Raw genomic sequence first — 20738 nt, forward strand, 5'->3', positions numbered from 1 at the left:
CAAGCCGATTACAATGAGTTAATGGCGTATTTGCGCCCTCCCCGCGACGATTACTGCATCACCAACCGTCAGCCCTGATAGTTCATCTACACGCCCGCCAAAGCATTCTCGCTGGCGAGGTGACAATGCATTTGCCATCTCCCCACCCATGCAAAGTGGCACAATCCATCTCGTTGGCGCAGGTCCGGGCGACCCTGAGCTACTGACGCTGCGCGCCGCGCGGCTTATCAAAAACGCTTCAATCATCGTGCATGATGGGCTTGTCGGTCCAGCCATTCTGGACATGGCGCACCCCGATGCACAAATGGTCTGCGTCGCGAAAAGCCGATCCAAGCACACGCTCCCGCAGGAAGACATCAATGCCCTGCTGGTGCGTGAGGCACTGGCAGGACGCGATGTCGTGCGGCTGAAAGGCGGCGATCCCTTTGTCTTCGGTCGGGGTGGCGAGGAGATGGAAGCAGCACAGGCAGCAGGCGTTGATGTACAGGTGGTGCCCGGTATTTCTGCCGCCAATGGCGCGGCCGCGGCCACCGGTATCGCCCTCACTCACCGCGATGCTGCCAGTATCGTCAGCTTCGTTGCCGGGCAGTGCAAGGGTCTCAGCGAACAGGACTGGGCCGGTCTTGCCGGAAAGGGCCGGACACTTGTCATTTACATGGGCGTAAAGACCGCGCCCAGTATCGCGGAAAAGCTGATGGCCGATGGCCTTGCACCTGACACCCCGCTGGCAGTAGTCGAAAACGCCTGCCGCACTGACATGCGCGTGCTGCGTGGACCGCTGGCGGCGCTGCCAGACATCGTGGAAGCACATAAGGTCAAAAGCCCCGCGCTCATCATCATCGGCGATGTGACCGCGCGCGAAAACGCCGCGCTGGCCTCGCTCGTTTCGGAGATTTCGGCATGAAGATATTGACCGGCAATGATTTGAAAAGCGGCGCTGTCGTGTGGTGGAACGGCCAGGGCTGGACCACACATATCACCGACGCCGTCGATGCAGGCGAAGAGGCTGAGTCTATCATGGCGCGCGAAGAATCCGCCCGTCGCGTCAATTCGGTTTATTCAATCGCGGCAGAGCTGACCGATAACGGTCCGCGCCCTGCCCATATCAAGGACCGCGTTCGTGCGCTCGGCCCCACCGTGCGTCCCGATCTTGCGATGAAAGCAGCCGAGGAAAAAGGCTGGGACTGGGTGATCTGATGTATAAATATGACCAATATGACCAGGCGATGGTTGATACCCGCGTCGCTGAATTTCGTGACCAGTGCCAGCGCCGTATCGACGGCACGCTGACAGAGGACCAGTTCAAGCCGCTGCGGCTGATGAACGGCCTTTACCTGCAATTGCATGCCTACATGCTGCGCGTCGCCGTGCCTTATGGCACGCTGAGCAGCAGCCAGATGCACGCATTGGCAGACATCGCTGATCGTTACGACAAGGGCTACGGCCATTTCACTACGCGGCAGAATATCCAGTATAACTGGATCAAGCTGGAAGATGCTGCAGATATTCTGGCAGACCTTGCCAAGGTAGAAATGCATGCAATCCAGACTAGTGGCAATTGCATCCGCAACATCAGTTCGGATCATTTCGCTGGTGCCGCCGCAGATGAAGTGGTCGATCCGCGACCCTATGCCGAATTGCTGCGACAATGGTCGACCTTCCACCCTGAATTCAGTTATCTGCCGCGCAAGTTCAAGTTCGCCGTGATCGCTTCTGAAAAAGATCGCGCGGCGATGCGCCTGCACGATATCGGCATCAATATTGTCCGCGATGACGCAGGTGAACTCGCCGCGGATTTCTATGTAGGCGGAGGCATGGGCCGCACCCCAATGATCGCGCCGCTTATCGGTACCGCCATTCCGCTTGACCAGATGGTCACCTATGCGGAAGCTGCGCTGCGCGTCTACAACCGTTATGGCCGGCGCGACAACAAGTATAAGGCGCGCATCAAGATTCTCGTGCATGAATTGGGTGCGGATGAATACCGGCGTCAGGTAGCAGAAGAATTCGCCCATTTGCTGGGACAGGGTGTGGAACCGCCCTTTGCTGAACTGGAGCGTATTCGAGGCTTTTTTCATGACCCGGCCTATCTTGGCGGCCTGCCGGTGGAGGCTGATCGGTCCGATCCCGATTTCGCGCTCTGGATGGATCGCAACACGCATCCGCACAAGGCGCCGGGCTATGTATCGGCAGTCATCAGCTTAAAGCCTGTTGGCGGCATTCCTGGCGATGCCACGGCGCAGCAAATGTATCTGATGGCCGATCTGGCCAAGGAATACAGTTTTGACGAATGCCGCGTTATGCACACGCAGAACATCGTCCTGCCGCATGTCGAAATCGGCCGCTTGCACGAATTGTGGCAGAAGCTCGACGAAGCCAACCTCAGCGCGCCCAATCTGGACCAGATCGGCGATATCATCGCCTGCCCTGGCCTTGATTATTGCAGCTTGGCCAATGCGCGGTCTATCCCAGTGGCACAGAAGATTTCAGAACGCTTCGCCGCCACCGGCAAGGGTGACACTCTGGGCGAATTGAAGCTGAAGATTTCCGGCTGCATCAATGCGTGCGGGCATCACCACGCGGGCCACATCGGCATCCTCGGCGTGGATCGCAAGGGTGTTGAGAGTTACCAGCTCCTGCTTGGCGGAAGCGAGGCAGAAGATGTCAGTCTCGCCAAGATCACTGGGCCCGGATTTAACGAGGACGGCATTGTCGATGCCGTTGAAAAGGTTGCGGATACCTATCTCGCCCAACGGCAGGATGGCGAACGCTTCCTCGACACCTATCGCCGCGTGGGCATGGATAGCTTCAAGGAGGCGCTTTATGGCTGAAGACCTGGGAACTGGCCGCGATAACGTGCAATTTCGTTTCCGCGACGATGCGATGGCGGATGTGCCGCAGGTGACGGTTGACGCTTTTCTCGATCAGTCGGATTCTGCCGCCGTGCGGATAGAGCCGGGCGACGATGCCCGCGATCTGCTGCCGCATCTTGACCGCATTAAGTTGGTGGAAGTCAATTTCCCAAGCTTTGGCGACGGACGCGGCTACTCGGCCGCGCGGGTGCTGCGCGAACATGGTTATACCGGAGAATTACGCGCAGTGGGCGATGTGCTGGTGGACCAGATCGCCCATATGCGGCGCTGCGGTTTTGATAGTTTCGCACCCGCCGCCATGCTGAACGAAACCGATGTGGCCACCGCGTTGGAACGCCTTCCACATGTCTATCAGACAGCAGCCGATCCGGCCGTTCCAATCTGGAGCCTGCGCCATGGGTGAAGCGGCGCGCAAGATCGACAGGATTGATACCGCACCCGCATTCACGCCAGCGGATGCCGATGCGCTGAATGCGCGCTTCGCAGGGGTGGCAACGCTTGATATGCTGCGCATCCTTTTTGCCGAAGACACCTTGGGCAAGGTCGCGGTGGTGTCCAGCTTCGGCACCGAGAGTGCAGTGCTGCTGGACCTTGTCGCACGTGCAGACCAGAGCATTCCGGTGATTTTCGTAGATACGCTCAAGATGTTCGATGAAACATTGGTTTATCGCGAGGAGTTGATATCGCGTCTCGGCATTGAAAACGCCGAAGTCGTGCAGCCCAGGCCGGAAGTTCTGGCCGCCAAGGATGAAACGGGTCTGCGCTGGTCATACGATCCCGACGGATGCTGCGAAATACGCAAGGTTGAGCCGCTGGCCCGCGCCAAGCAGGGCCTGCAAAGCTGGATTTCGGGTCGCAAGGCGTTTCAATCGGTTACCCGGCAGGACATCCCGCGTTTTGAAGTAGAAGATGGCCGGCTAAAGATCAATCCGCTTGGCGACTGGGTAAAAGCTGATCTCGAAGCCTATTTCGAGAAACGTGATCTTCCGCGCCATCCGTTAGAGGCGGACGGCTTCCTTTCGGTAGGCTGTGCACCATGCACCTCGCCCGTGGAGCCAGGGGAAGACCCCCGCGCGGGGCGTTGGCGCGGATGGGACAAGACAGAATGCGGCATACATTCGCCCAATGATGTCGAGGCAGATGAAAAGGATCTGCCCCCGGGATACGAGCCCTTCCTCTAGGTGCAAAAAAACCCCGCAAGCAGCGGCAGGCTCGACCATTGCGCTGTCTCTTACGAACGTGAGCTGATGCACTCGGCGTAGTTCGCCAGGTTAGGCATTGTCATTTGGGTTTTGCGACCAGCAGGCCATAGGCGACCAGTGAATCAATAACATCGCCTAGTTCTTCTGCATCGTCGACGTCGAAATCGGCCTTGGCGAGGCTGCCCTGCCCAATGCGTTCGTCCAATTGCTCTGCCAGCCTGTCTGACATGGGAATGCTCGATCCGGCGAGTACGATCTGCCGATCACCGTCCCCACCTTCAAAGCTGAAAAGGATATGATCGCGCACTGTCAGGCGATCCTCCATCCCTATTCCATTGGCCAGCGCCCGCAATGCGCCGCGCACGCGCGGTCCCTGCGCACGAATGAAATTGCCGGAAAATGCTGCCAGTGTTGCATCGAAGCTGGCTTTCTCGGCGATGTCATCAGCCAATTGGCGAAACATCGCCGCATGGTCAGATTGCGCCTTTGACCGGTCGAAGAACAAATCCCTTGGCAGCGAACGGCGCATTTCGGGTATGCGCAGGCTGGCCTCTGCGACGGCTTCAAGCATGAATTCGGCCCATGTCTGGACAAGTATGCCGACCGTGATGTGCAGGCTCGGCTCGGTTCCGTGATTAGGTGCTCGATGCGATGTGCCGCGCGGCACATAAAGGCACTCACCCGCCTCCAGCACGAAGTTCTCCTTCAATTCGCCCGTATCATCCTGCCCCTTGCGAAAGCCTTCCCCACGGAAAGGCAGAGCTTCACGGTCACCATATATTTCCCATTCCTTCGCTCCGGAAAGCTGGATCACGAAGACATCATGATTGTCGTAATGGACGCCGAAACCATGCGCCTCTGGCGGGGTGAGATATACATTGGTCTGCACGCGCGCGCCAAATTGACGTTCCAGAGCGAGGCAGAAATTATACAGTTTGCCATCAGCAAATTGCAGCTGTGGCAGAATAATGGTGGCGCCATCGCGAAAATTGTCGAGCACTGCGCCGCGATCAACCACGCCATTGCTGAAGGTATATTCATCAGCGGGAAGACTCTGTCCCGATTTCGCCATGCTGATCGCCGATGGCGGCAACTCGCTATCGGATATGATTTCGTCAATCCGGTCGAGTGTGAGCAGCCCGGATGTTTGCGAGTGCTTCACCGGGCTTCGGTGAAATTTGCGTTCGTAATAATGTTCAAAGAATTCAGCTGGGCTGAGCGGCGCGATCAGCATTCCCAGCGCAGTGGCAGCCGATGGATCATTCATCATGAATTGAAATCAACCTCATCGGAAAAACAGCCGGGAGCGGGGGACCGCCCACTGTGCCCCCTCCCCTTTTCAAGCCATGAACCCTATCCGATTGTCAGGCGCAGGAACCGCGCCCGCGTCCAAAACCTGCGGTGTCACTGTCATCGGCATCCGTCACCCCGGTGCGGCCATTGCCGCCGCGGTCGGCATTGCTGCCTGTATCGCTGTCCGTAACGCCTGTGCTGCTGCCGCGCCCGCGTCCACCGCAATCGCGGTTGGATCCATCATCGGCGTCACTTATACCACTGCCATTACCGCGACCATTACCAGCCTTGTCAGCATTGTTTCCGGTATCGCTATCGGTAATGCCGGACGTCCTGCCGCGGCCATTGCCAGCTCTGTCCGCATTGGTACCGCTATCCTCATCCGTTACACCAGAGCCACGGCCATTGCCGCGCGGATCACCATTGGAACCCGTGTCGCTGTCTGTCAGGCCCGAGTTGGCGCCCTCGCCGATGGGATCGTTTGGATCGCTATCGGTGCGTTGTGCTGCCGCTGCTGGTGAACTGACAACAGTTGCTGCCGCAGCACCCGTTACCAATGCAACAAAAGAACGGCGCGAAACCGGTCTTGCTCTTTTCGCCATGATTTTACCCCAATACCGATGCCAGAGAATTACCTGGCACCCCCTGCTTTCAGAATAACTTTCGAAGCTGCAATAGCAAGGTCAGCTATTAACAAATTACGTATTCATCAGAGCCAGCCAGCATCCCGATACCATTGCGCAGTTTGGCTAAGCCCTTCGACTGCCACGATGTTTGGCAACCATAACTCTTCGGGGACACGCTTTTTCTTATCGACCACCCAATCAGGATGCACCATATATCTTGCACGATCCGGCGTCAGCTTGGCCTTACTACCGCGAATAAGGCGATCAAGACGCGCAGCCCCTGCCAGCAAGGCGGCCGGAATATGCGGCACCCAAACAGGCTTGCCGACCGCGCGGCCAATGGCACGCGCCAGTTCTACATGGCTCCACCCGCCGGGCTTGCCATCATCCGGTTCAAAAATCCGTTCACCCAACTCCGGCCCCGACTGAAGCAGGTCGATCAGGAGCCGCGCAAGATCTTCGACATGGATGATCGAGGTCCGTCCCCTTGGAGGCATGGGAACGATACGCCAATGGGCGGCACGAAACAGATCCAGCATCTCGGTATCGCGCGGGCCGTAAACGGCTGGCGGACGGATGATCGTCCAGTCCAGCCCGCTTTGCCGCACAATCTCTTCTGCCAATTGCTTGGAACGCCCATAGTCGGACAGTCCGGGCTCCCGTGCGGCGAGCGATGATACGAGGAAAAGGCGCGAAACACCTGCTTTTCGTGCAGCTTGCACCACGTTTTGCGTGCCGGTGACATTGCCTTCAAGGAAGCCCGCAGCATCAGGCGCATTCACCACGCCAGCGATATGGAGGATGGCATCGCACCCCTGCGCCATATCTGTCAGGGCATCGCTAGACGAGAGATCGCCCGCGATCCATTCGACGGCGGCACGCGATGACTGGTCACGACGGGTCAGCGCGCGGATGGAAAAGCCGCGCGCATTTGCCTGATCCAGCACGGCCTGACCGACGAAGCCTGTGCCGCCAGTCAGCCCCAGATTCACATCATTACCAGATGGCTGCGATGAATAACAGCAGAGCGCGGCGCATGACCCAATATCTGTTCCTGTTCGTCGCTTTGATGGCCCATGATCGCTTCGACATCGTCCACGCCATATTCGACCAGCCCCTTGGCGACCACGCGGCCAGTGATATCCTTGACCTCGATGATGTCACCACGCTCGAAATCGCCTTCAACCTGCGTGATACCTGCGGCGAGCACGCTCTTGCCCTGGTTCAACGCCCTGACACAGCCATCGTCAACGCCGATGGAACCGTTGAAACGCATGCGTCCGCCAATCCAGGCGCGCCTGCCGCTCTCCTCGCGCTGAGGCAGGAACAAGGTGCCCGCCTGCGAAGCCATGGCGCGGGCCAGTGGCAATTCAGGACGACCATCGACAATGGCGAGCGCGATACCTGCGCGTTCGGCAATTTGCGCTGCCAGCAGTTTTGCTGTCATCCCACCCGAGCCAACGCCGGAACCCGATCCGGTATCGGCCATCGCATGAATTTCATCGGTAACGCCGTCCACCTCGTCCAGCCGTTCCGCTTCGGGGTGGTCAGGGTGTCTGTCATACAGGCCGTCGACATCGGTCAGCAGAATTACGCCATCAGCATTGCAGGCCTGTGCCACGCGGGCGGCCAGCCGATCATTGTCGCCAAAGCGAATTTCTCCGGTGGCGATGGTATCGTTTTCGTTGATCACGGGCACTGCGCCGCTCTTCAGCAATCGGCCTATTGTTGCCGAGATATTGAGATAGCGGCGGCGGCTTTCAAAATCGTCCAGCGTCAAAAGCATCTGCGCGGCCACCAGCTTGCGTTCGGCAAGCAGCATCGACCAGACAGATGCCAGTTCGATTTGTCCGACAGAGGCAGATGCCTGCGCTTCGGCCAGTGTCTCTCGCCCACCACCGGCAAAACCCAGTTTCTTGGCGCCGATGGCGATAGAGCCCGAAGATACGACAACGACTTCAATGCCGCGTTCGCGAGCAGTCCAGATTTCATTGACGACGGTGCGCAGCCATTCGATTTCAACCTGGCCGCTGCTATCGACCAGCAGCGCGCTGCCAATCTTGATAACAAGGCGTTCGCAAACGTCGGGATCGCGGAAGTCTAAAAGCTTTTGTATAGGCATAGATTGGAGCCGTTAATGGATTGACGCGGCCACGGCCAGTGCCAGCATTTCTTAAGCGCCATTTCAATCAAATTGGTGACCAGGGCCGATCTTCAGCATCACCTGTATCGGCCGGTCCGTTCTCGATATCATCAAGATCAGCGCCGGGCTGTTCTGTCATCGTGCGGTGGGGGAGATAGCCGAGCACCGCATCCAGCAGCGCCTCTATCCCTTCACCGGTTGCACCGGAAATCGGATAAACCTCGTCTGCGCCCGCCTTTTTCAGCTCTTCACCGAAAGCCTGGGCCAATTCGGCATCGGCAAGGTCAACCTTGTTCAAAGCAACAAGGCGCGGCTTTTCTTCGAGTGCAGCGCCATAAGCTTCCAGCTCTGCATCGACCACGCGCATGGCTTCGGTCGGATCCTCGCCGTTAATGTCAATCAGGTGCACCAGCACGCGACACCGCTCTATATGGCCAAGAAAACGATCGCCAATGCCTGCGCCGTCTGCTGCGCCTTCAATCAGGCCGGGAATGTCAGCCAGCACGAATTCGCGGCCCTTGTGATTAACCACACCAAGCTTGGGAATGAGCGTGGTGAAGGCATAGGCACCCACTTTCGCGCGGGTATTGGTCACCGCATTGATAAAGGTGGATTTGCCGGCATTGGGCAAGCCGACAAGGCCCGCATCGGCAAGCAGTTTCAACCGGAGCCAAACCCATAATTCCTCGCCCGCAATGCCCGGCTGATGCTGGCGTGGAGCGCGGTTTGTAGATGATTTGTAGGAAGCATTGCCGCGCCCGCCCATGCCGCCTTCCAGCAGCACTATACGCTGGCCGACCTGAGTGAAATCGGCGATTATTTCTTCCTTGTCCTCGCTCAGGACCTGTGTGCCCACAGGCACTTCGATAATCAGATCGTCTGCGCCCGCACCGTAACGGTCCTTGCCCATGCCGTGGCCGCCACGCTTGGCCTTGAAATGCTGGGTATAGCGAAAATCGATGAGCGTATTGAGGCCGGGCACGGCCACCATCACGATGTCACCGCCCTTGCCGCCATTGCCGCCATCGGGGCCGCCATATTCAATATATTTCTCGCGCCGGAAACTGACCGCCCCCGGTCCGCCGCCGCCCGATTTGAGATAGATTTTTGCCTGGTCAAGAAAATGCATGTGTATCTGGCCTCAAGCGCCGTGGGGCAATTGCCGCCCCAGTCTGTCCTTGCCGCAGACTGCGGCGGTTGTGCGGGCGCGCGTCGCGCTGGCGGGCCGAAAGGACCCGTTTGCGCGCATGAGCCCTGCTGTTAGCCACAAGATCGTGTCGCCACAAGCGCGCTGCAAGCCCGAAGGGGAGGAAGAACACTGGTGGAGCCGAGCGGAATCGAACCGCTGACCTCGTCATTGCGAACGACGCGCTCTCCCAACTGAGCTACGGCCCCGTTCCAGTATCGCCCGCGCAACACGGCTACATGCCATGCGACAACGAAGCGCCTAATAACGGTCAATCATCGCATTTGAAAGCGGCAATTGGCACCCAACCATTGCAGGATTGCTATTCAGACGGGGTCGATCTGATGCTGTCGTCAGGGAAAGGCTGGACGACCGGGGTGCTGGAATTCGTCTCATCCACGGGGATGACAGGGACGCCCACGCCGGTATCAGTATCGGGAACTCTCACCGGATCACTCGGCATCTGGCCCACACCTATGACCCCGGCGTCCTGCTGCTGCGGCAAAGAGCCATAGATCGCCACCCAACCCGGCTGCGAGCGGCCAAATCGGCTGCCCCAGCGCGCATCCCACTCTGCCGATGCAAGCTGGTAAGCTTCATACCGCTCATAAAAGCGATCAAAGGCTATTTCATAGCGTTGCAAGCCGCTGATTGCGAAGGTGGGGAAATTGTCCGGACGCGCGGTGAGATATTCATTGGAAATCGCCAGCGCCGTATTGCAGAAATCCCCGCGCACGGGTGGCGAGGTAAAATAGTTGTAGAGTTCCGTCGAATGCGTCTCACGCGTGCGGATAGCCTGCCGGCGGTCCCCGCCAGCTTGCTGCCGATACCGCGCGTCCAACCGGGTATTCACTCCGGCAAGCAGGCTCGATTCCTGCTGTAACATCTGCGCATAGGCATCAAGGATGGGCTGGTGCACATCGCGGGTGCAGTTAAGTGCAGCAACGTTCCAGCCGGAACGGAAATGCCAAGTCGCCTCATCCTCGCTGAGGAATGAATTGATCGTTGTACGATTGCCGGCCGCATCCTTGACAGGAATGTCCATCTGATACGCAGCCTGCGGGGGCGGAACGGGGCGGTAGGGCACAGCCTCGGCCACCGGAGGTGGAGGCGGGGGTGGCGGCGGAGGCGGAGGAGGTGTCGCGCAAGCAGAAAGCAGCATCGCCGCGGCACCGGCCGCGACAGTGCGCTTGGCAATCTTGGTGATGGTAATCGGCGACCGATTGGGCTTGTGGCGGTTCATATCTGGCTTGGGTCCTCTCAATGGAGCGATCTGACACGCCCCTGCCTTAAGCGGTCCTGACTACAGCGGTGATTCAACAAAGAAAATGCCCGGAATGCACATATGCACTCCGGGCACGTTCAAACGAATCCTGCGTGCGACCAAGCGGGCCGCAAGGCGCAGACCTATTCGCGTGCGGCACCCATAAAGCGCAGCAGGAACAGGAACATATTGATGAAATCGAGATAAAGGCTGAGCGCGCCCATCACCACCATCTTGCCCATCGGAAAAGCGGCAGCCATCGTGGGATTGGTCATCTTCATCTGCTGGATCATCATGTATTCCTTTTTCAGGCGCTGCGTATCGTAGGCAGTGAGACCTGCGAAAACGAGCACACCGATGAAGCTAACCGCCCACATCAGCGCTTCTGACTGAAGGAACATGTTGATGACGCTGGCAATGATCAAACCGATCACGCCCATGATGAGGAAGCTGCCCCAGCCCGAAAGATCCTTCTGCGTGGTGTAGCCAAACAGGCTTAGACCAGCAAATGCGCCTGACGTGGCGAAGAACGTCGCCGCGATAGAGCCGCCCGTATAAACGAGGAAGATCGTCGAGAGCGAAAGTCCCATGAGAACCGCAAAGCCCCAGAACAGGCCCTGCAATGTCGTGGTTGAGAACTTGTCCCGCCCGAAGCTCATCGCAAAGACGATAGCGAGCGGCGACAGTGCCACCAGCCACATCATCGGCCCCTGCGCGAACTGGATCGCCAGGCCCGAGCGCGCTGTCAGCAGCGCAACGATACCTGTCAGCAAGATGCCCGATGCCATGTAATTGTAGATCGAAAGCATGTGCTTGCGCAGGCCCGCGTCGAAGGTCGTACGGCCAGCGACATCACCCGTCTGGCTCGGCGACACACCGAGGCCGCTCTGGCTCGTACGGTTGTCGTTCCAATTTGCCATGTTTTCACAAACTCCTTTGCCCGGTCTCCACGAATGGACCGGAATGATCACAATATCGGCATAAAGTGAACGTTTTTCAAGGGAAACCGCGCGTAATCCACGTTGTCTGCGGTTAACCTTCAAAAGCGCCTAATCGCGCGCTTCCTTTGCCATTTCGGCACTGCGATCTCGCGCTGCTCGCAAGGTTTTGGTCATAAGTTGCGTCAATGCCTCGTCTTCGTCGAGCACATCCATGCCCTTGCGCGTCACACCGCCGGGGCTGGCGACCATATCGGCAAGACGGCCCGGCGTATGCTCTGAGCGCGCTGCCAAGGTGGCCGCGCCTTCGGTCATGGCAACCGCCAGTTCGCGCGCCTGATCTTCGGAAAGGCCGAGCCGCACAGCAGCCGCACCCAGCGCGTCGATGAAGCGATAGACGAAAGCCGGCCCGCTGCCCGCAAGTGCGGTGACTAGGTCGAAACGGTCTTCCCCCACCCAAGCGGGCGTGCCGAGATGTTCGATAAAGGCATACAGCGCATCGCGGCCGGCTTCGTCCAGCCCGCTTTCGGCCAATGCCACGGGCGATTTGCCGAGCGCGCAGGCCAGATTGGGCATGACCCGTACAACAGCGCGCGCTTGCGAGAACCGTTCGCGCAAAGTGTCCAGCTGGACCCCGGCCAGAACCGATAGAACGACCGTATCCGCTCCTGCAACACCTTGGAGAATCGGCGCAATGTCACCAAGCATATAGGGCTTGAACCCCAGCAGCACGGCATCGAAATGCCGGCCTTCGGGAACTTCGCGCAACAGTTCCACATCGCCCGGCACGCTTTCGCGCGTGGGAGTTACAACGGTGAAACGGGCTTTCGGCAAGCCGGCGGCGAGCCAGCCTTCAAGCATGGCACCTGCCATATTGCCGCAGCCGACGATCAATATCGATTCGTAAGTCATCGGCGCGTGCTTACGCTTCTCCCACCGCATCGACCAGCGCAGCGTCGAGCGCCTCACGCGGGCCCTTGTCGCCCCACAGCAAGAACTGGAAGGCAGGATAGAACCGGTCACATTCCGACACGGCGGATTCTATAGCAAGCTGCGCCATATCGATGCTCAACATTCCGTCATCTCCCAGCATCAGGCCGTGACGGTAAAGCAGCATGCCGCCCTGCGTCCAGATATCGAAATGCCCCAGCCAAAGCTGTTCATTGATCATCGCCAGCAATTCATAAGCAGTAGTCCGCTTGTCATCACCGACGCGCACTTCGGGTAGGCACAGCAATTGCAGGACATGATCCTCCCGGCGCCAGATGGCGCGAAGTTGATATGTTGTCCAACTTCCTGGGATTTCGACAGAAACTTCGTCCTCGGACACATGTTGGTAGGCCCAGCCGCGCGCTTCAAACAGCGCGGCGAGCATTTCTACAGGAGCCGCATCATCGGCTTGTTCAAGCATGGCGCGATCGGTGTTCATCGAGTGCTGCAATCTGAAAATGTCATGGCATGCTTAATGCGATGGCAGCCATGTTTCGTGCAATCGGCCGGGCCGAAACGGTCGGGCAAAACTCATCTCGCCTGTTTACAAGATGTGCACAAAACCTTCTCTGCCGAGGGTGAGCCCCATTGGCCCGCGCCGCGCGGGATCAGTCGATTTCACGCACTTCCTCGCCAGCAGAACTGGTAAAACGAAAGGCGCTGACGCCCTTTTCGGCCAGTTGCGTGACGAAATCCTGTGCCGCGCTCTGCGAATCGAAGGGGCCTGTGACAAGCCGGTTCGTCTGGTTCCACGGCGCGGTATAGGCTTCGCGATCATCCAGCAATCCTTCTGCATTGCGCACGATCCGCCTCCAATCGAAACGGAAAGCCGAAATATCCTGTCCCGTAGCAATTTGCACCCAATGGCGGCTTGGATGCGCGGGTGGAGGTGGCGGTGGAGCGGGCACCGGCTCCGGCCGCGCTGGCTCTATCGTGGTAACGTCCACCGCGCCCGCCGATGCAGCGACAGGCAATCCATCGCCCGGCAACACGAAATCCGCAAATTCCTGCGCGAGCGTGATTTGCTGGACAATTGGTGAAGCTTGGGTTGGTGCAGGTTGAGCCGATGCGGGTTCAGTCGCAGCCGTTGTGGTCAGGGTAGGTTGGGCCGCCTGCTGCGGTGGAGGTGTTGAAGCAACCTGCTGGACAACTTGCTTCGCAACAGCTTGTTGCACGGGTTCAGGCTCTGCCACCGAAAAGGACGGGCGCGCCTCTGGCTCAGGCGATACATTTGCAGGGGTCTGCGCCGGTGGTAATTCGCCCGTGCTTGCCTGCGCCAAGCTGTCCGTGCGACCAAGCGGAGGCCCGCGCGGCGTCAACCTGTCGCTCGCAGCAGCAGATGATGCGCCCCTTCGTGCGGCAGAACCTGAAACGGGCTGCACCGCGTCAGCTGCGTCCGCCTGCGCCAATGCGGTAATTTCCGCACTGTCCTGTCCGATCTGCGATGCGGCTGGAAAGCGACCAAGATTTGCAGCTGCCGCCTGCTGCGCAGAAGTCAGCCGCGGCATATAGCGCAGATAGGGTGCCAGCCGTCCTGAAATGCGGGCTGGCAACATTGTTTCAGCGATGGCGACAGCTTCTTCTTCGCGCCCCAATATAGCGAGCGCAAAGGCACGGCTGCGATAAGCGCTGCGGTCCTGTCGCTGCAATAATGGCAGCAGGGTCGTTTCTGATGCTGCTGCGTCGCCCGATATGGCGTAGGAAAGCGCGAGCCGCTGTGTCACTGCGTCATCGGCTTCGCGTGCAAGCGCCTGTCGATACAATCGCTGGGCGCGGGCATTATCGCCGACAAGATCATAGGCCAGTGCGCGATCCGCAGTGACCGCGCTAAGCGAAGCGCCAGCCGCATCGGCATTGTCGAACAGCTGGACCGCTGCAACGCCCTCGCCCCGCAGTACCGCCACCCGTGCCAGTGCGGCAAGCATCCGGCCATCTTCGGGATCTCTATTCTGTGCCCGGCGGAGGAATGCCAGCGCCGCGTCCACGTCGCCAAGTTCAAGCGATGCAATCCCCGCATCGACCAGCGCTCGAAGATTATCCGGATTTCGCGACAAGCGGCGCAAGGCACCGCTCAAATCTTCCGACGCAGGATTAGGGAGTTGCTGTACAACTTCCTGTGCTGAAACAGGCATATGATGGAAAGGCACCACCAGCGCCGCCAATGCGACAGCGGCAAATGGAGCAGAAGCGATACGGACAGGAAGGCGCGACCAGTTCATTGATCGCGCCCTATACCTGCCTGGCTGAACCGGGCGAGAATGAATGCGTTGCCCGGTGCGAATTACTGGTTGTTCTGACGTCCGAGGAAGCGTGGCATACGCATTGCACCACCATCATCATCGTCGTCATCATCCTCGTCGCTATCACCATCACTACCTTTGCCCTGGCGGGAAAGGTTGGCCATGCGTTCAAACAGTGTGCTGCCCGAAGAGGGCGCCGCAGCGGGGGCAGGCGCAGCCTCTGCTGAGCCGGCAGCCTCGCCAGCATCACCATCACCATCACCATCACCCTCGTCACGGGAACTGGCCGCACCAAGCATGCGAGCACGCCTGCCACCAGTACCCGGCTCCACAATATCTTCCGGCTCTTCAACACGACTTGCGTCGAGCAAAAGTTCATCATTGCCATCATCCGGGTCAATCTCGGTTTGCTCTCCGGCCCCCGACGTGGATTCATCATTGGCTTCGGCATCGGCAGTGAGATTGAAAGTTCCGTCCGAACTGTCTTCTGCATTGCCGGGCGCATAGCCATCATCGGACTGACGGCCAAAACCGCTGTCATCACTTGCCTCGGTCAGCGAATCCTCATGCTGATTGCCTTCACCGCCGGAAAAGTCGGGCTCGCCTTCATCCCCGACCTCTTCCATCGTGCCCAGATCGAGCGAATCATCGTCGGCATCGTCATTCGACAAATCGTCTTCTGCGGGAATGGGAATGGCCGGCCGCGAGGGGCCGCGCGCAGACGACAGGTCCAGCGGACGCGACGTTTCGCTGGGATATTCAGCCGATTGGTCAATCCCTGTCGCCACGACAGAAACGCGGATTTTGCCGTCCAGATCTGGATTGAAGGCGCTGCCCCAGATGATGTTGGCTTCGGGGTCAACCAGTTCGCGAATGTGATTGGCGGCCTCGTCCACCTCGAGCAGCTTCATGTCTTCACCCCCAATGATGGAGATGATGACACCCTTGGCGCCCTGCATGGATACGCCATCAAGCAGCGGATTGGCGATGGCCCGTTCAGCAGCTTCGAGGGCGCGGTTGTCGCCATCGCCTTCGCCGGTGCCCATCATTGCCTTGCCCATTTCACCCATGACAGAACGCACGTCGGCAAAATCGAGATTGATGAGGCCCGGCATTACCATCAGATCGGTAATCGAACGGACGCCCTGTTGCAGGACTTCGTCCGCCAGCAGGAATGCTTCCTTGAAAGTGGTATCGGCCTTGGCCACCAGAAACAAATTCTGGTTGGGGATCACGATCAGCGTATCGACGTTCTTTTGCAGCTCGTCGATGCCGTTTTCGGCAGAGCGCATGCGCCGCGTGCCTTCGAACAGGAATGGCTTTGTCACCACGCCCACGGTCAGGATACCCTTGTCACGGGCGACCTTGGCGATGACGGGCGCAGCGCCCGTTCCGGTGCCACCGCCCATGCCAGCTGCAATGAAGACCATGTTCACGCCTTCCAGCGCGCGTTCGATATCTTCTGTGGTTTCTTCAGCTGCCGCGCGGCCAACTTCGGGTCGCGAGCCTGCACCAAGGCCCTGTGTAATATCAGGGCCAAGCTGGATGCGATGTTCTGCCGTAGCGGTGTTGAGCGCCTGCGCATCGGTATTGGCGACGATGAAATCGACACCTTCGATCTCGGATTCGATCATGTTTGCAATGGCGTTGCCGCCCGCGCCGCCCACGCCGATAACAGTGATGCGCGGGCGCAATTCTTCCACGGAAGGCGGGCCGATATTAATACTCATTGTAGTGTTCTCCCGGGGAGAGCTTGCAGTTCATTCGATGGCCACCTTGCCACAAAGCGAATCGCGGGGTGAATAGGCTTACAATAGTTTCCACAGATGAAGTGACGATCAAAAATATTCCTTCATCGCGGTCCAGACGCGCAACAGCGTTGCAACAGGACCAAAAGAGGTCGTGTGGGTGAAGCGCGATCCGACCGAGCGGATATCGATCGGGTCTTCTGCGGCATAAAGCACCAGCCCCGCCAAGGTGGCAAAACCGGGAGCAGAATGGGCTTCTGGCAGGCCCTTGAGCGCCAATGGCTTGCCAATGCGGACCGGCACACCAAGGGTGCTCTGCGCATAATCGGCAAGACCCGCCAATTCCGCGCCGCCACCGGTAACCACAACTTGCCGCGCGCGTGAACCCGGCTTGCCGCCGGCAAAGCCCATCGCTTCAAGAGCCTTGCCCACTTCACGCATCATCAAATCCAGTTCGCCAGTAATCACGCCGATCAATTCGGCACGCGGCACCTGGTTCCGGTCATCCGCCCCGCGCGCCACAGGCCCGCGCCCTTCTTCGCCCGGCGCGGTAACGGGGATCATTTCACGGTGATCCGTCGGGCTGGAAATGGCTGAACCATTGACGCATTTGAGCCTTTCAGCCTGGAACCGGCGAATGGAAAAGGCAGAGGCAATCGCATCGGTAATGTCATTGGAACCGCGCGCAATCGCGGTCAGTCCGACAAGCATCCCGCCAGCATAGACCGAGACATTGGTGACTTCGCCGCCAAATTCCACCATCGCCACGCCCAGATCGCGTTCCTCTGCCGTAAGGCAGGCAAAACCTGCAGCCAGCGGAGATGCCACGACACCCTCGACATCGAAATGGGCGTTTTGCACCGCTTCTGTAACATTGCGCACCGGGGCGCCGTCAGCCAGCATAACGTGGATATCGACACCCAGCCGCTCGGCATGAAGGCCTTTGGGATTGGCCACGCCATGCGCGCCATCAAGAAAATAGCAGGCGGGTTGTGCATGCAGGACAGAGCGGCCGTCAGGTTCCAGCGCATCGCGCGCCGCAAGCAGCAGCGCCTCGATATCCTCGTCCTCTATCCGACGCCCCCCAATAGAAATTTCGACAGGACGGATTTCGCTCGTCAGTCCAGCGCCCGAACATCCGATCCAGACGTTTTCCACGGTCATGCCAGCAAATTTTTCTGCGCGGTCCAGCGCATCGTGCACCGCGTGGGTGGCTGCCGCCATATCAACCACGAAGCCGCGCGATATGCCTTGGCTGGCGCGATGACTGCTACCGATAACCTGAACTTCGCCGTTTTCCATCAATGCAGCGATCATCGCCGACACGCGAAACGATCCGATATTCACCGCACCAATATGGCGCACCACATGTTCCTGCCCCGCCATCAGCTGTCTTCCCCCAATGCCAATTCCTGCTGCTGCGCACGGCCCGGCACATTCATATACATGCGCGGCGCATTGCGCATATCGAATGACACTGCCTGCCCACCGATCAGACGATGGACGCCATCCGCCTGCGCAAAGCTGATGAGCGCAGCAGCCGATCTTTCCTTGCCTTCGGGCAGCGCCAACCGCTGATCGGTCACGAATGTGAGGTTCCAGCGCCGGTTGCCGACCCATTCTGCGGCCTTCACCTGCGCCTGCAAGGCGGGTACGGCATCAAGCAGAGAGGTTAAATCTTCTACACGGTCCTGTACGCCCGGCCCTTCGATCAGCAAATAATCTTCTGCTCCATCGCGGCCGATCGGTTCCAGTTCAACGCCTGTAGGATCAATCAGCATCAGCCTGTCTGGACGGCGCAATACGGCGTGCGGTTCTCGCTCTATGATATCAACGATCAGCGTGGATGGCAGCTGGCGGGACACGCGGGCATCCTTCACCCAGGGCTGCAACAGCAGTTCTTCGCGCAGCCCATCCAGATCAACGCGGGTCATTGCCAGATCGTGCTGGCCGAAAGCGCGTTCGTAAACGGTCATTTCATTCATGCGCTGCGTGCCTGTCACCTGCACGTTGGCAACTTGGAAACCGGCATTGGATGCGATTTGTGCAAACCGGTCAGATGCCATAGCGGTCGCACCGGTTATGCTGGCGATAAACAACGCCAATGCCACGCCTGCTGCCAGGATCAGGAAGGTAAAGGCCTTGTGCAATTGATCTTCGGTGAAAGGCAGCATGCCAAGGACGCGCCAGATCAGCGATTGTCCCTTGTTACGCGCCGATTGGACGCGCCTGCTGTTACCCTGCGCGCGGGCCTGCCGCCGCACACCCTTGGTCTTGCGGGTGACGGTGCGCGCCATCAGACTGCCCCCGATCCGCTAGGCAGCTTGCCAAAGTGATGCAGCGCCTCTTCCACGATCAGTTCGCACAAATCGGGATAGGCGATATCGCAATAGCGCGCCTGTTCGGGCACCAGGCTAAGCGGGGTCATGCCCGGCTGGGTGTTGGTTTCAAGCACGAACAAGCCATCCTCGCCGCGCTCGTCATCCCAGCGGAAATCTGTCCGGCTAGTGCCGCGACAGCCCAGTGTGCGATGTGCATCTTCGGCATAGCGGCGGCACAATGCGGCAATGTTTTCAGGAATCTCGGCGGGAAAGACGTGCGTGGTCTGCCCTTCGGTATATTTATGTTCAAAATCGTAAAAACCTGACGCGATGATCAGTTCTGTCACACCCAGCGCGCGGGCCTTGCCGCCTTCATCAATGACAGCCGTCGTCAATTCGCGGCCACGGATATAAGGTTCTGCCAGCAGGCTTTCAAAATCCTGCCAAGGGCCCTTGGCCTGCGCACTGATGGGATTGCCGTAATTGCCTTCATCGGTAATGATGGCAACGCCCACGCTGCTGCCTTCATTCACGGGTTTGAGGACATAGGGCCGCGCGACGGGATCAGCCTTGAACAGCTCTGTGCTTTTCACCACCCGTCCACCGGGCATGGGAATGCCGTGCGGGACAAGCGCCTGCTTGGTCAATTCCTTGTCAATGGCGACGACCGAGGTCGCCAGACCCGAATGCGTATATGGCACGCCCATGAGATCGAGCATGCCCTGAACCGTGCCATCTTCGCCCGGAACGCCGTGCAGAGCATTGAACACGACATCGGGCGCAGCGGCGGCGATCCTTGCCGCGACGTCGCGATCCATATCGAGTCGTGTGACCGTGTGGCCCGCGCTTTCCAGTGCATCGGCCACGCCATTGCCTGACATGAGCGAGACTTCCCGTTCATTTGCCCAGCCGCCCATCAGGACGAGGATATGCAGGGGTTGCAGACGGGCCATCAGGGGCGGCCCACCCGCTTGATTTCCCATTCCAGCGCCATACCGGTTTTCTCAGCCACGCGGCGGCGCACTTCTTCGCCCAGCCCTTCTATATCCGAACTGGTCGCCTCACCGGTATTGATCAGGAAGTTGCAGTGCTTTTCACTTACCTGCGCTCCGCCCAGGGTGAGGCCTCTGCAACCGGCCTCGTCAACCAGCTTCCACGCCTTATTGCCTTCAGGGTTCTTGAAGGTCGATCCGCCTGTCTTGGTGCGCAAAGGCTGCGAATTTTCGCGCTCTTCGGCGATACGGTCCATTTCCGTGCCGATTTCCTTCGGATCGCCTGCGACGCCCTTGAATCGCGCTGCCACGACGATAGCACCATCGGTCAGGCGCGAATGGCGGTAGGAATAATCCAGATCGCAAGCAGGAATGGTGACATATGTGCCATCGGGCATCACCACGTCGCAATCGACGAGAATGTCGGCCACTTCGCGGCCATAGGCACCGCCATTCATGCGGACAAAACCGCCCACGGTGCCGGGGATGCCGCGAAGGAATTCCAGGCCAGCAATGCCGACATCGCGCGCGTTCGACGCAACCAGAATGCCTGGCGCACCGCCGCCGCATTCGATCACGTGATCGCGCTTCACCTCTATGCTTGAAAAGGCCTTGCCCAACCGCACGACCACACCCGGAACGCCGCCATCACGAATAATGAGATTGGAACCAAGCCCCAGCGCCATTACCGGCGTACCTCTTTCAAGGCTGGACAGGAATGCGGTAAGATCTTCAATATCGGCGGGTTCGAATAACCAGTCCGCCGCGCCGCCGCTCTTGAACCAAACCAGCTTGGCAAGCGAGGCATCCTTCTTGAGATCGCCGCGAATGCCGCCCAGGACGACCTCGCCTACGCCCGGCTCTTCATGCGAGCCGGGGGCTTGCCCGCTATACAGATTGTCGCCCGGTTGAATTGACATGA

At 59.0% G+C, this 20738-nt stretch carries 20 protein-coding genes and 1 tRNA gene; 5 read left to right on the forward strand and 16 right to left on the reverse strand.

The genetic code is table 11. The features are described 5' to 3' along the window. The first annotated feature begins 148 nt into the window (after window positions 1-148). From cobA to CP97_RS11970, 5 genes are read left to right on the forward strand one after another with little or no spacing between them, the layout of a single operon-like run. Complete coding sequence (cobA, locus tag CP97_RS11950) at window positions 149-904, forward strand: uroporphyrinogen-III C-methyltransferase (RefSeq protein ID WP_048886139.1); 756 nt, start codon at window positions 149-151, stop codon at window positions 902-904. Beyond that, window positions 901-1197 (forward strand): DUF2849 domain-containing protein, encoded by a 297-nt coding sequence (locus tag CP97_RS11955; RefSeq protein WP_048886140.1) that lies wholly within the window; start codon window positions 901-903, stop codon window positions 1195-1197. The genes cobA and CP97_RS11955 overlap by 4 nt, the downstream gene beginning before the upstream one ends. Further along, entirely contained in the window at window positions 1197-2831 is a 1635-nt protein-coding gene (locus CP97_RS11960) for a nitrite/sulfite reductase (RefSeq protein WP_048886141.1), read from the forward strand. Before CP97_RS11955 ends, CP97_RS11960 begins: the two co-directional genes overlap by 1 nt. Beyond that, complete coding sequence (locus tag CP97_RS11965; protein ID WP_048886142.1) at window positions 2824-3276, forward strand: DUF934 domain-containing protein; 453 nt, start codon at window positions 2824-2826, stop codon at window positions 3274-3276. The genes CP97_RS11960 and CP97_RS11965 overlap by 8 nt, the downstream gene beginning before the upstream one ends. Beyond that, window positions 3269-4054, forward strand: coding sequence for a phosphoadenylyl-sulfate reductase (locus CP97_RS11970; RefSeq protein ID WP_048886143.1), 786 nt, complete (start codon window positions 3269-3271; stop codon window positions 4052-4054). Before CP97_RS11965 ends, CP97_RS11970 begins: the two co-directional genes overlap by 8 nt. A 100-nt stretch (window positions 4055-4154) precedes the next feature. On the opposite strand, the gene CP97_RS11975 is transcribed toward CP97_RS11970, so the two are convergent. The 16 genes from CP97_RS11975 to murB all read right to left on the reverse strand — a co-directional run bounded on the left by CP97_RS11975 (window position 4155) and on the right by murB (window position 20736). Continuing rightward, complete coding sequence (locus CP97_RS11975; protein WP_048886144.1) at window positions 4155-5345, reverse strand: cupin domain-containing protein; 1191 nt, start codon at window positions 5343-5345, stop codon at window positions 4155-4157. Between the two features lie 94 nt (window positions 5346-5439). Next, window positions 5440-5970, reverse strand: coding sequence for a hypothetical protein (locus tag CP97_RS11980; RefSeq protein WP_048886145.1), 531 nt, complete (start codon window positions 5968-5970; stop codon window positions 5440-5442). A gap of 107 nt (window positions 5971-6077) precedes the next feature. After that, window positions 6078-6986 (reverse strand): NAD-dependent epimerase/dehydratase family protein, encoded by a 909-nt coding sequence (locus CP97_RS11985; RefSeq protein ID WP_048886146.1) that lies wholly within the window; start codon window positions 6984-6986, stop codon window positions 6078-6080. Continuing rightward, complete coding sequence (proB, locus tag CP97_RS11990) at window positions 6983-8116, reverse strand: glutamate 5-kinase (protein WP_048886147.1); 1134 nt, start codon at window positions 8114-8116, stop codon at window positions 6983-6985. The genes CP97_RS11985 and proB overlap by 4 nt, the downstream gene beginning before the upstream one ends. A 67-nt stretch (window positions 8117-8183) precedes the next feature. Beyond that, on the reverse strand, window positions 8184-9266 hold the full coding sequence (gene obgE / locus CP97_RS11995; protein ID WP_048886148.1) for a GTPase ObgE: 1083 nt from the start codon (window positions 9264-9266) through the stop codon (window positions 8184-8186). A 190-nt stretch (window positions 9267-9456) separates the two neighbouring features. After that, a tRNA-Ala gene (locus CP97_RS12000) sits at window positions 9457-9532 on the reverse strand. A gap of 113 nt (window positions 9533-9645) precedes the next feature. Next, window positions 9646-10566: a hypothetical protein gene (locus tag CP97_RS12005; RefSeq protein WP_048886149.1), complete on the reverse strand. Its 921-nt coding sequence runs from the start codon at window positions 10564-10566 to the stop codon at window positions 9646-9648. A gap of 164 nt (window positions 10567-10730) precedes the next feature. Next, the gene (locus tag CP97_RS12010; protein WP_048886150.1) at window positions 10731-11507 is read right to left on the reverse strand and encodes a Bax inhibitor-1/YccA family protein; all 777 of its coding nucleotides are present in this window, start codon (window positions 11505-11507) and stop codon (window positions 10731-10733) included. A 129-nt stretch (window positions 11508-11636) separates the two neighbouring features. Continuing rightward, on the reverse strand, window positions 11637-12437 hold the full coding sequence (gene proC, locus CP97_RS12015) for a pyrroline-5-carboxylate reductase (protein WP_048886974.1): 801 nt from the start codon (window positions 12435-12437) through the stop codon (window positions 11637-11639). 10 nt (window positions 12438-12447) lie between these two features. Then, on the reverse strand, window positions 12448-12954 hold the full coding sequence (locus CP97_RS12020; RefSeq protein WP_048886151.1) for a type III secretion system chaperone family protein: 507 nt from the start codon (window positions 12952-12954) through the stop codon (window positions 12448-12450). Window positions 12955-13123: 169 nt separating this feature from the next. Beyond that, entirely contained in the window at window positions 13124-14734 is a 1611-nt protein-coding gene (locus tag CP97_RS12025; RefSeq protein ID WP_048886152.1) for a tetratricopeptide repeat protein, read from the reverse strand. Window positions 14735-14796: 62 nt separating this feature from the next. Continuing rightward, window positions 14797-16485, reverse strand: a complete 1689-nt coding sequence (ftsZ, locus tag CP97_RS12030; RefSeq protein WP_048886153.1) for a cell division protein FtsZ — start codon at window positions 16483-16485, stop codon at window positions 14797-14799. Window positions 16486-16593: 108 nt separating this feature from the next. Further along, window positions 16594-17889, reverse strand: a complete 1296-nt coding sequence (ftsA, locus tag CP97_RS12035) for a cell division protein FtsA (RefSeq protein WP_048886154.1) — start codon at window positions 17887-17889, stop codon at window positions 16594-16596. Continuing rightward, window positions 17889-18800 carry a cell division protein FtsQ/DivIB gene (locus tag CP97_RS12040; RefSeq protein ID WP_048886155.1) on the reverse strand — a complete coding sequence of 304 codons (912 nt, stop codon included), beginning with the start codon at window positions 18798-18800 and terminating at the stop codon, window positions 17889-17891. The genes ftsA and CP97_RS12040 overlap by 1 nt, the downstream gene beginning before the upstream one ends. Next, window positions 18800-19777, reverse strand: a complete 978-nt coding sequence (locus tag CP97_RS12045) for a D-alanine--D-alanine ligase (protein WP_048886156.1) — start codon at window positions 19775-19777, stop codon at window positions 18800-18802. The genes CP97_RS12040 and CP97_RS12045 overlap by 1 nt, the downstream gene beginning before the upstream one ends. Then, window positions 19777-20736 (reverse strand): UDP-N-acetylmuramate dehydrogenase, encoded by a 960-nt coding sequence (gene murB / locus CP97_RS12050; RefSeq protein WP_082863815.1) that lies wholly within the window; start codon window positions 20734-20736, stop codon window positions 19777-19779. The genes CP97_RS12045 and murB overlap by 1 nt, the downstream gene beginning before the upstream one ends. Window positions 20737-20738 lie beyond the last annotated feature (2 nt).

It is taken from the genome of Aurantiacibacter atlanticus (assembly GCF_001077815.2).
Lineage (GTDB): Bacteria > Pseudomonadota > Alphaproteobacteria > Sphingomonadales > Sphingomonadaceae > Alteraurantiacibacter > Alteraurantiacibacter atlanticus.

Excerpts from the sequence above, each read along its gene's own strand:
- CP97_RS11955 (WP_048886140.1), top strand. The coding sequence starts at position 901 with ATGAAGATATTGACCGGCAATGATTTGAAAAGCGGCGCTGTCGTGTGG.
- CP97_RS11975 (WP_048886144.1), bottom strand. The coding sequence starts at position 5,345 with ATGATGAATGATCCATCGGCTGCCACTGCGCTGGGAATGCTGATCGCG.
- CP97_RS11965 (WP_048886142.1), top strand. The coding sequence starts at position 2,824 with ATGGCTGAAGACCTGGGAACTGGCCGCGATAACGTGCAATTTCGTTTC.
- proB (WP_048886147.1), bottom strand. The coding sequence starts at position 8,116 with ATGCCTATACAAAAGCTTTTAGACTTCCGCGATCCCGACGTTTGCGAA.
- CP97_RS12040 (WP_048886155.1), bottom strand. The coding sequence starts at position 18,800 with ATGGCGCGCACCGTCACCCGCAAGACCAAGGGTGTGCGGCGGCAGGCC.
- CP97_RS12010 (WP_048886150.1), bottom strand. The coding sequence starts at position 11,507 with ATGGCAAATTGGAACGACAACCGTACGAGCCAGAGCGGCCTCGGTGTG.
- CP97_RS11970 (WP_048886143.1), top strand. The coding sequence starts at position 3,269 with ATGGGTGAAGCGGCGCGCAAGATCGACAGGATTGATACCGCACCCGCA.
- ftsZ (WP_048886153.1), bottom strand. The coding sequence starts at position 16,485 with ATGAGTATTAATATCGGCCCGCCTTCCGTGGAAGAATTGCGCCCGCGC.
- ftsA (WP_048886154.1), bottom strand. The coding sequence starts at position 17,889 with ATGGCGGGGCAGGAACATGTGGTGCGCCATATTGGTGCGGTGAATATC.
- CP97_RS12045 (WP_048886156.1), bottom strand. The coding sequence starts at position 19,777 with ATGGCCCGTCTGCAACCCCTGCATATCCTCGTCCTGATGGGCGGCTGG.
- obgE (WP_048886148.1), bottom strand. The coding sequence starts at position 9,266 with ATGCATTTTCTTGACCAGGCAAAAATCTATCTCAAATCGGGCGGCGGC.
- CP97_RS12025 (WP_048886152.1), bottom strand. The coding sequence starts at position 14,734 with ATGAACTGGTCGCGCCTTCCTGTCCGTATCGCTTCTGCTCCATTTGCC.
- CP97_RS12005 (WP_048886149.1), bottom strand. The coding sequence starts at position 10,566 with ATGAACCGCCACAAGCCCAATCGGTCGCCGATTACCATCACCAAGATT.
- cobA (WP_048886139.1), top strand. The coding sequence starts at position 149 with ATGCAAAGTGGCACAATCCATCTCGTTGGCGCAGGTCCGGGCGACCCT.
- CP97_RS11980 (WP_048886145.1), bottom strand. The coding sequence starts at position 5,970 with ATGGCGAAAAGAGCAAGACCGGTTTCGCGCCGTTCTTTTGTTGCATTG.
- CP97_RS12020 (WP_048886151.1), bottom strand. The coding sequence starts at position 12,954 with ATGAACACCGATCGCGCCATGCTTGAACAAGCCGATGATGCGGCTCCT.
- proC (WP_048886974.1), bottom strand. The coding sequence starts at position 12,437 with ATGACTTACGAATCGATATTGATCGTCGGCTGCGGCAATATGGCAGGT.
- CP97_RS11960 (WP_048886141.1), top strand. The coding sequence starts at position 1,197 with ATGTATAAATATGACCAATATGACCAGGCGATGGTTGATACCCGCGTC.
- murB (WP_082863815.1), bottom strand. The coding sequence starts at position 20,736 with ATGTCAATTCAACCGGGCGACAATCTGTATAGCGGGCAAGCCCCCGGC.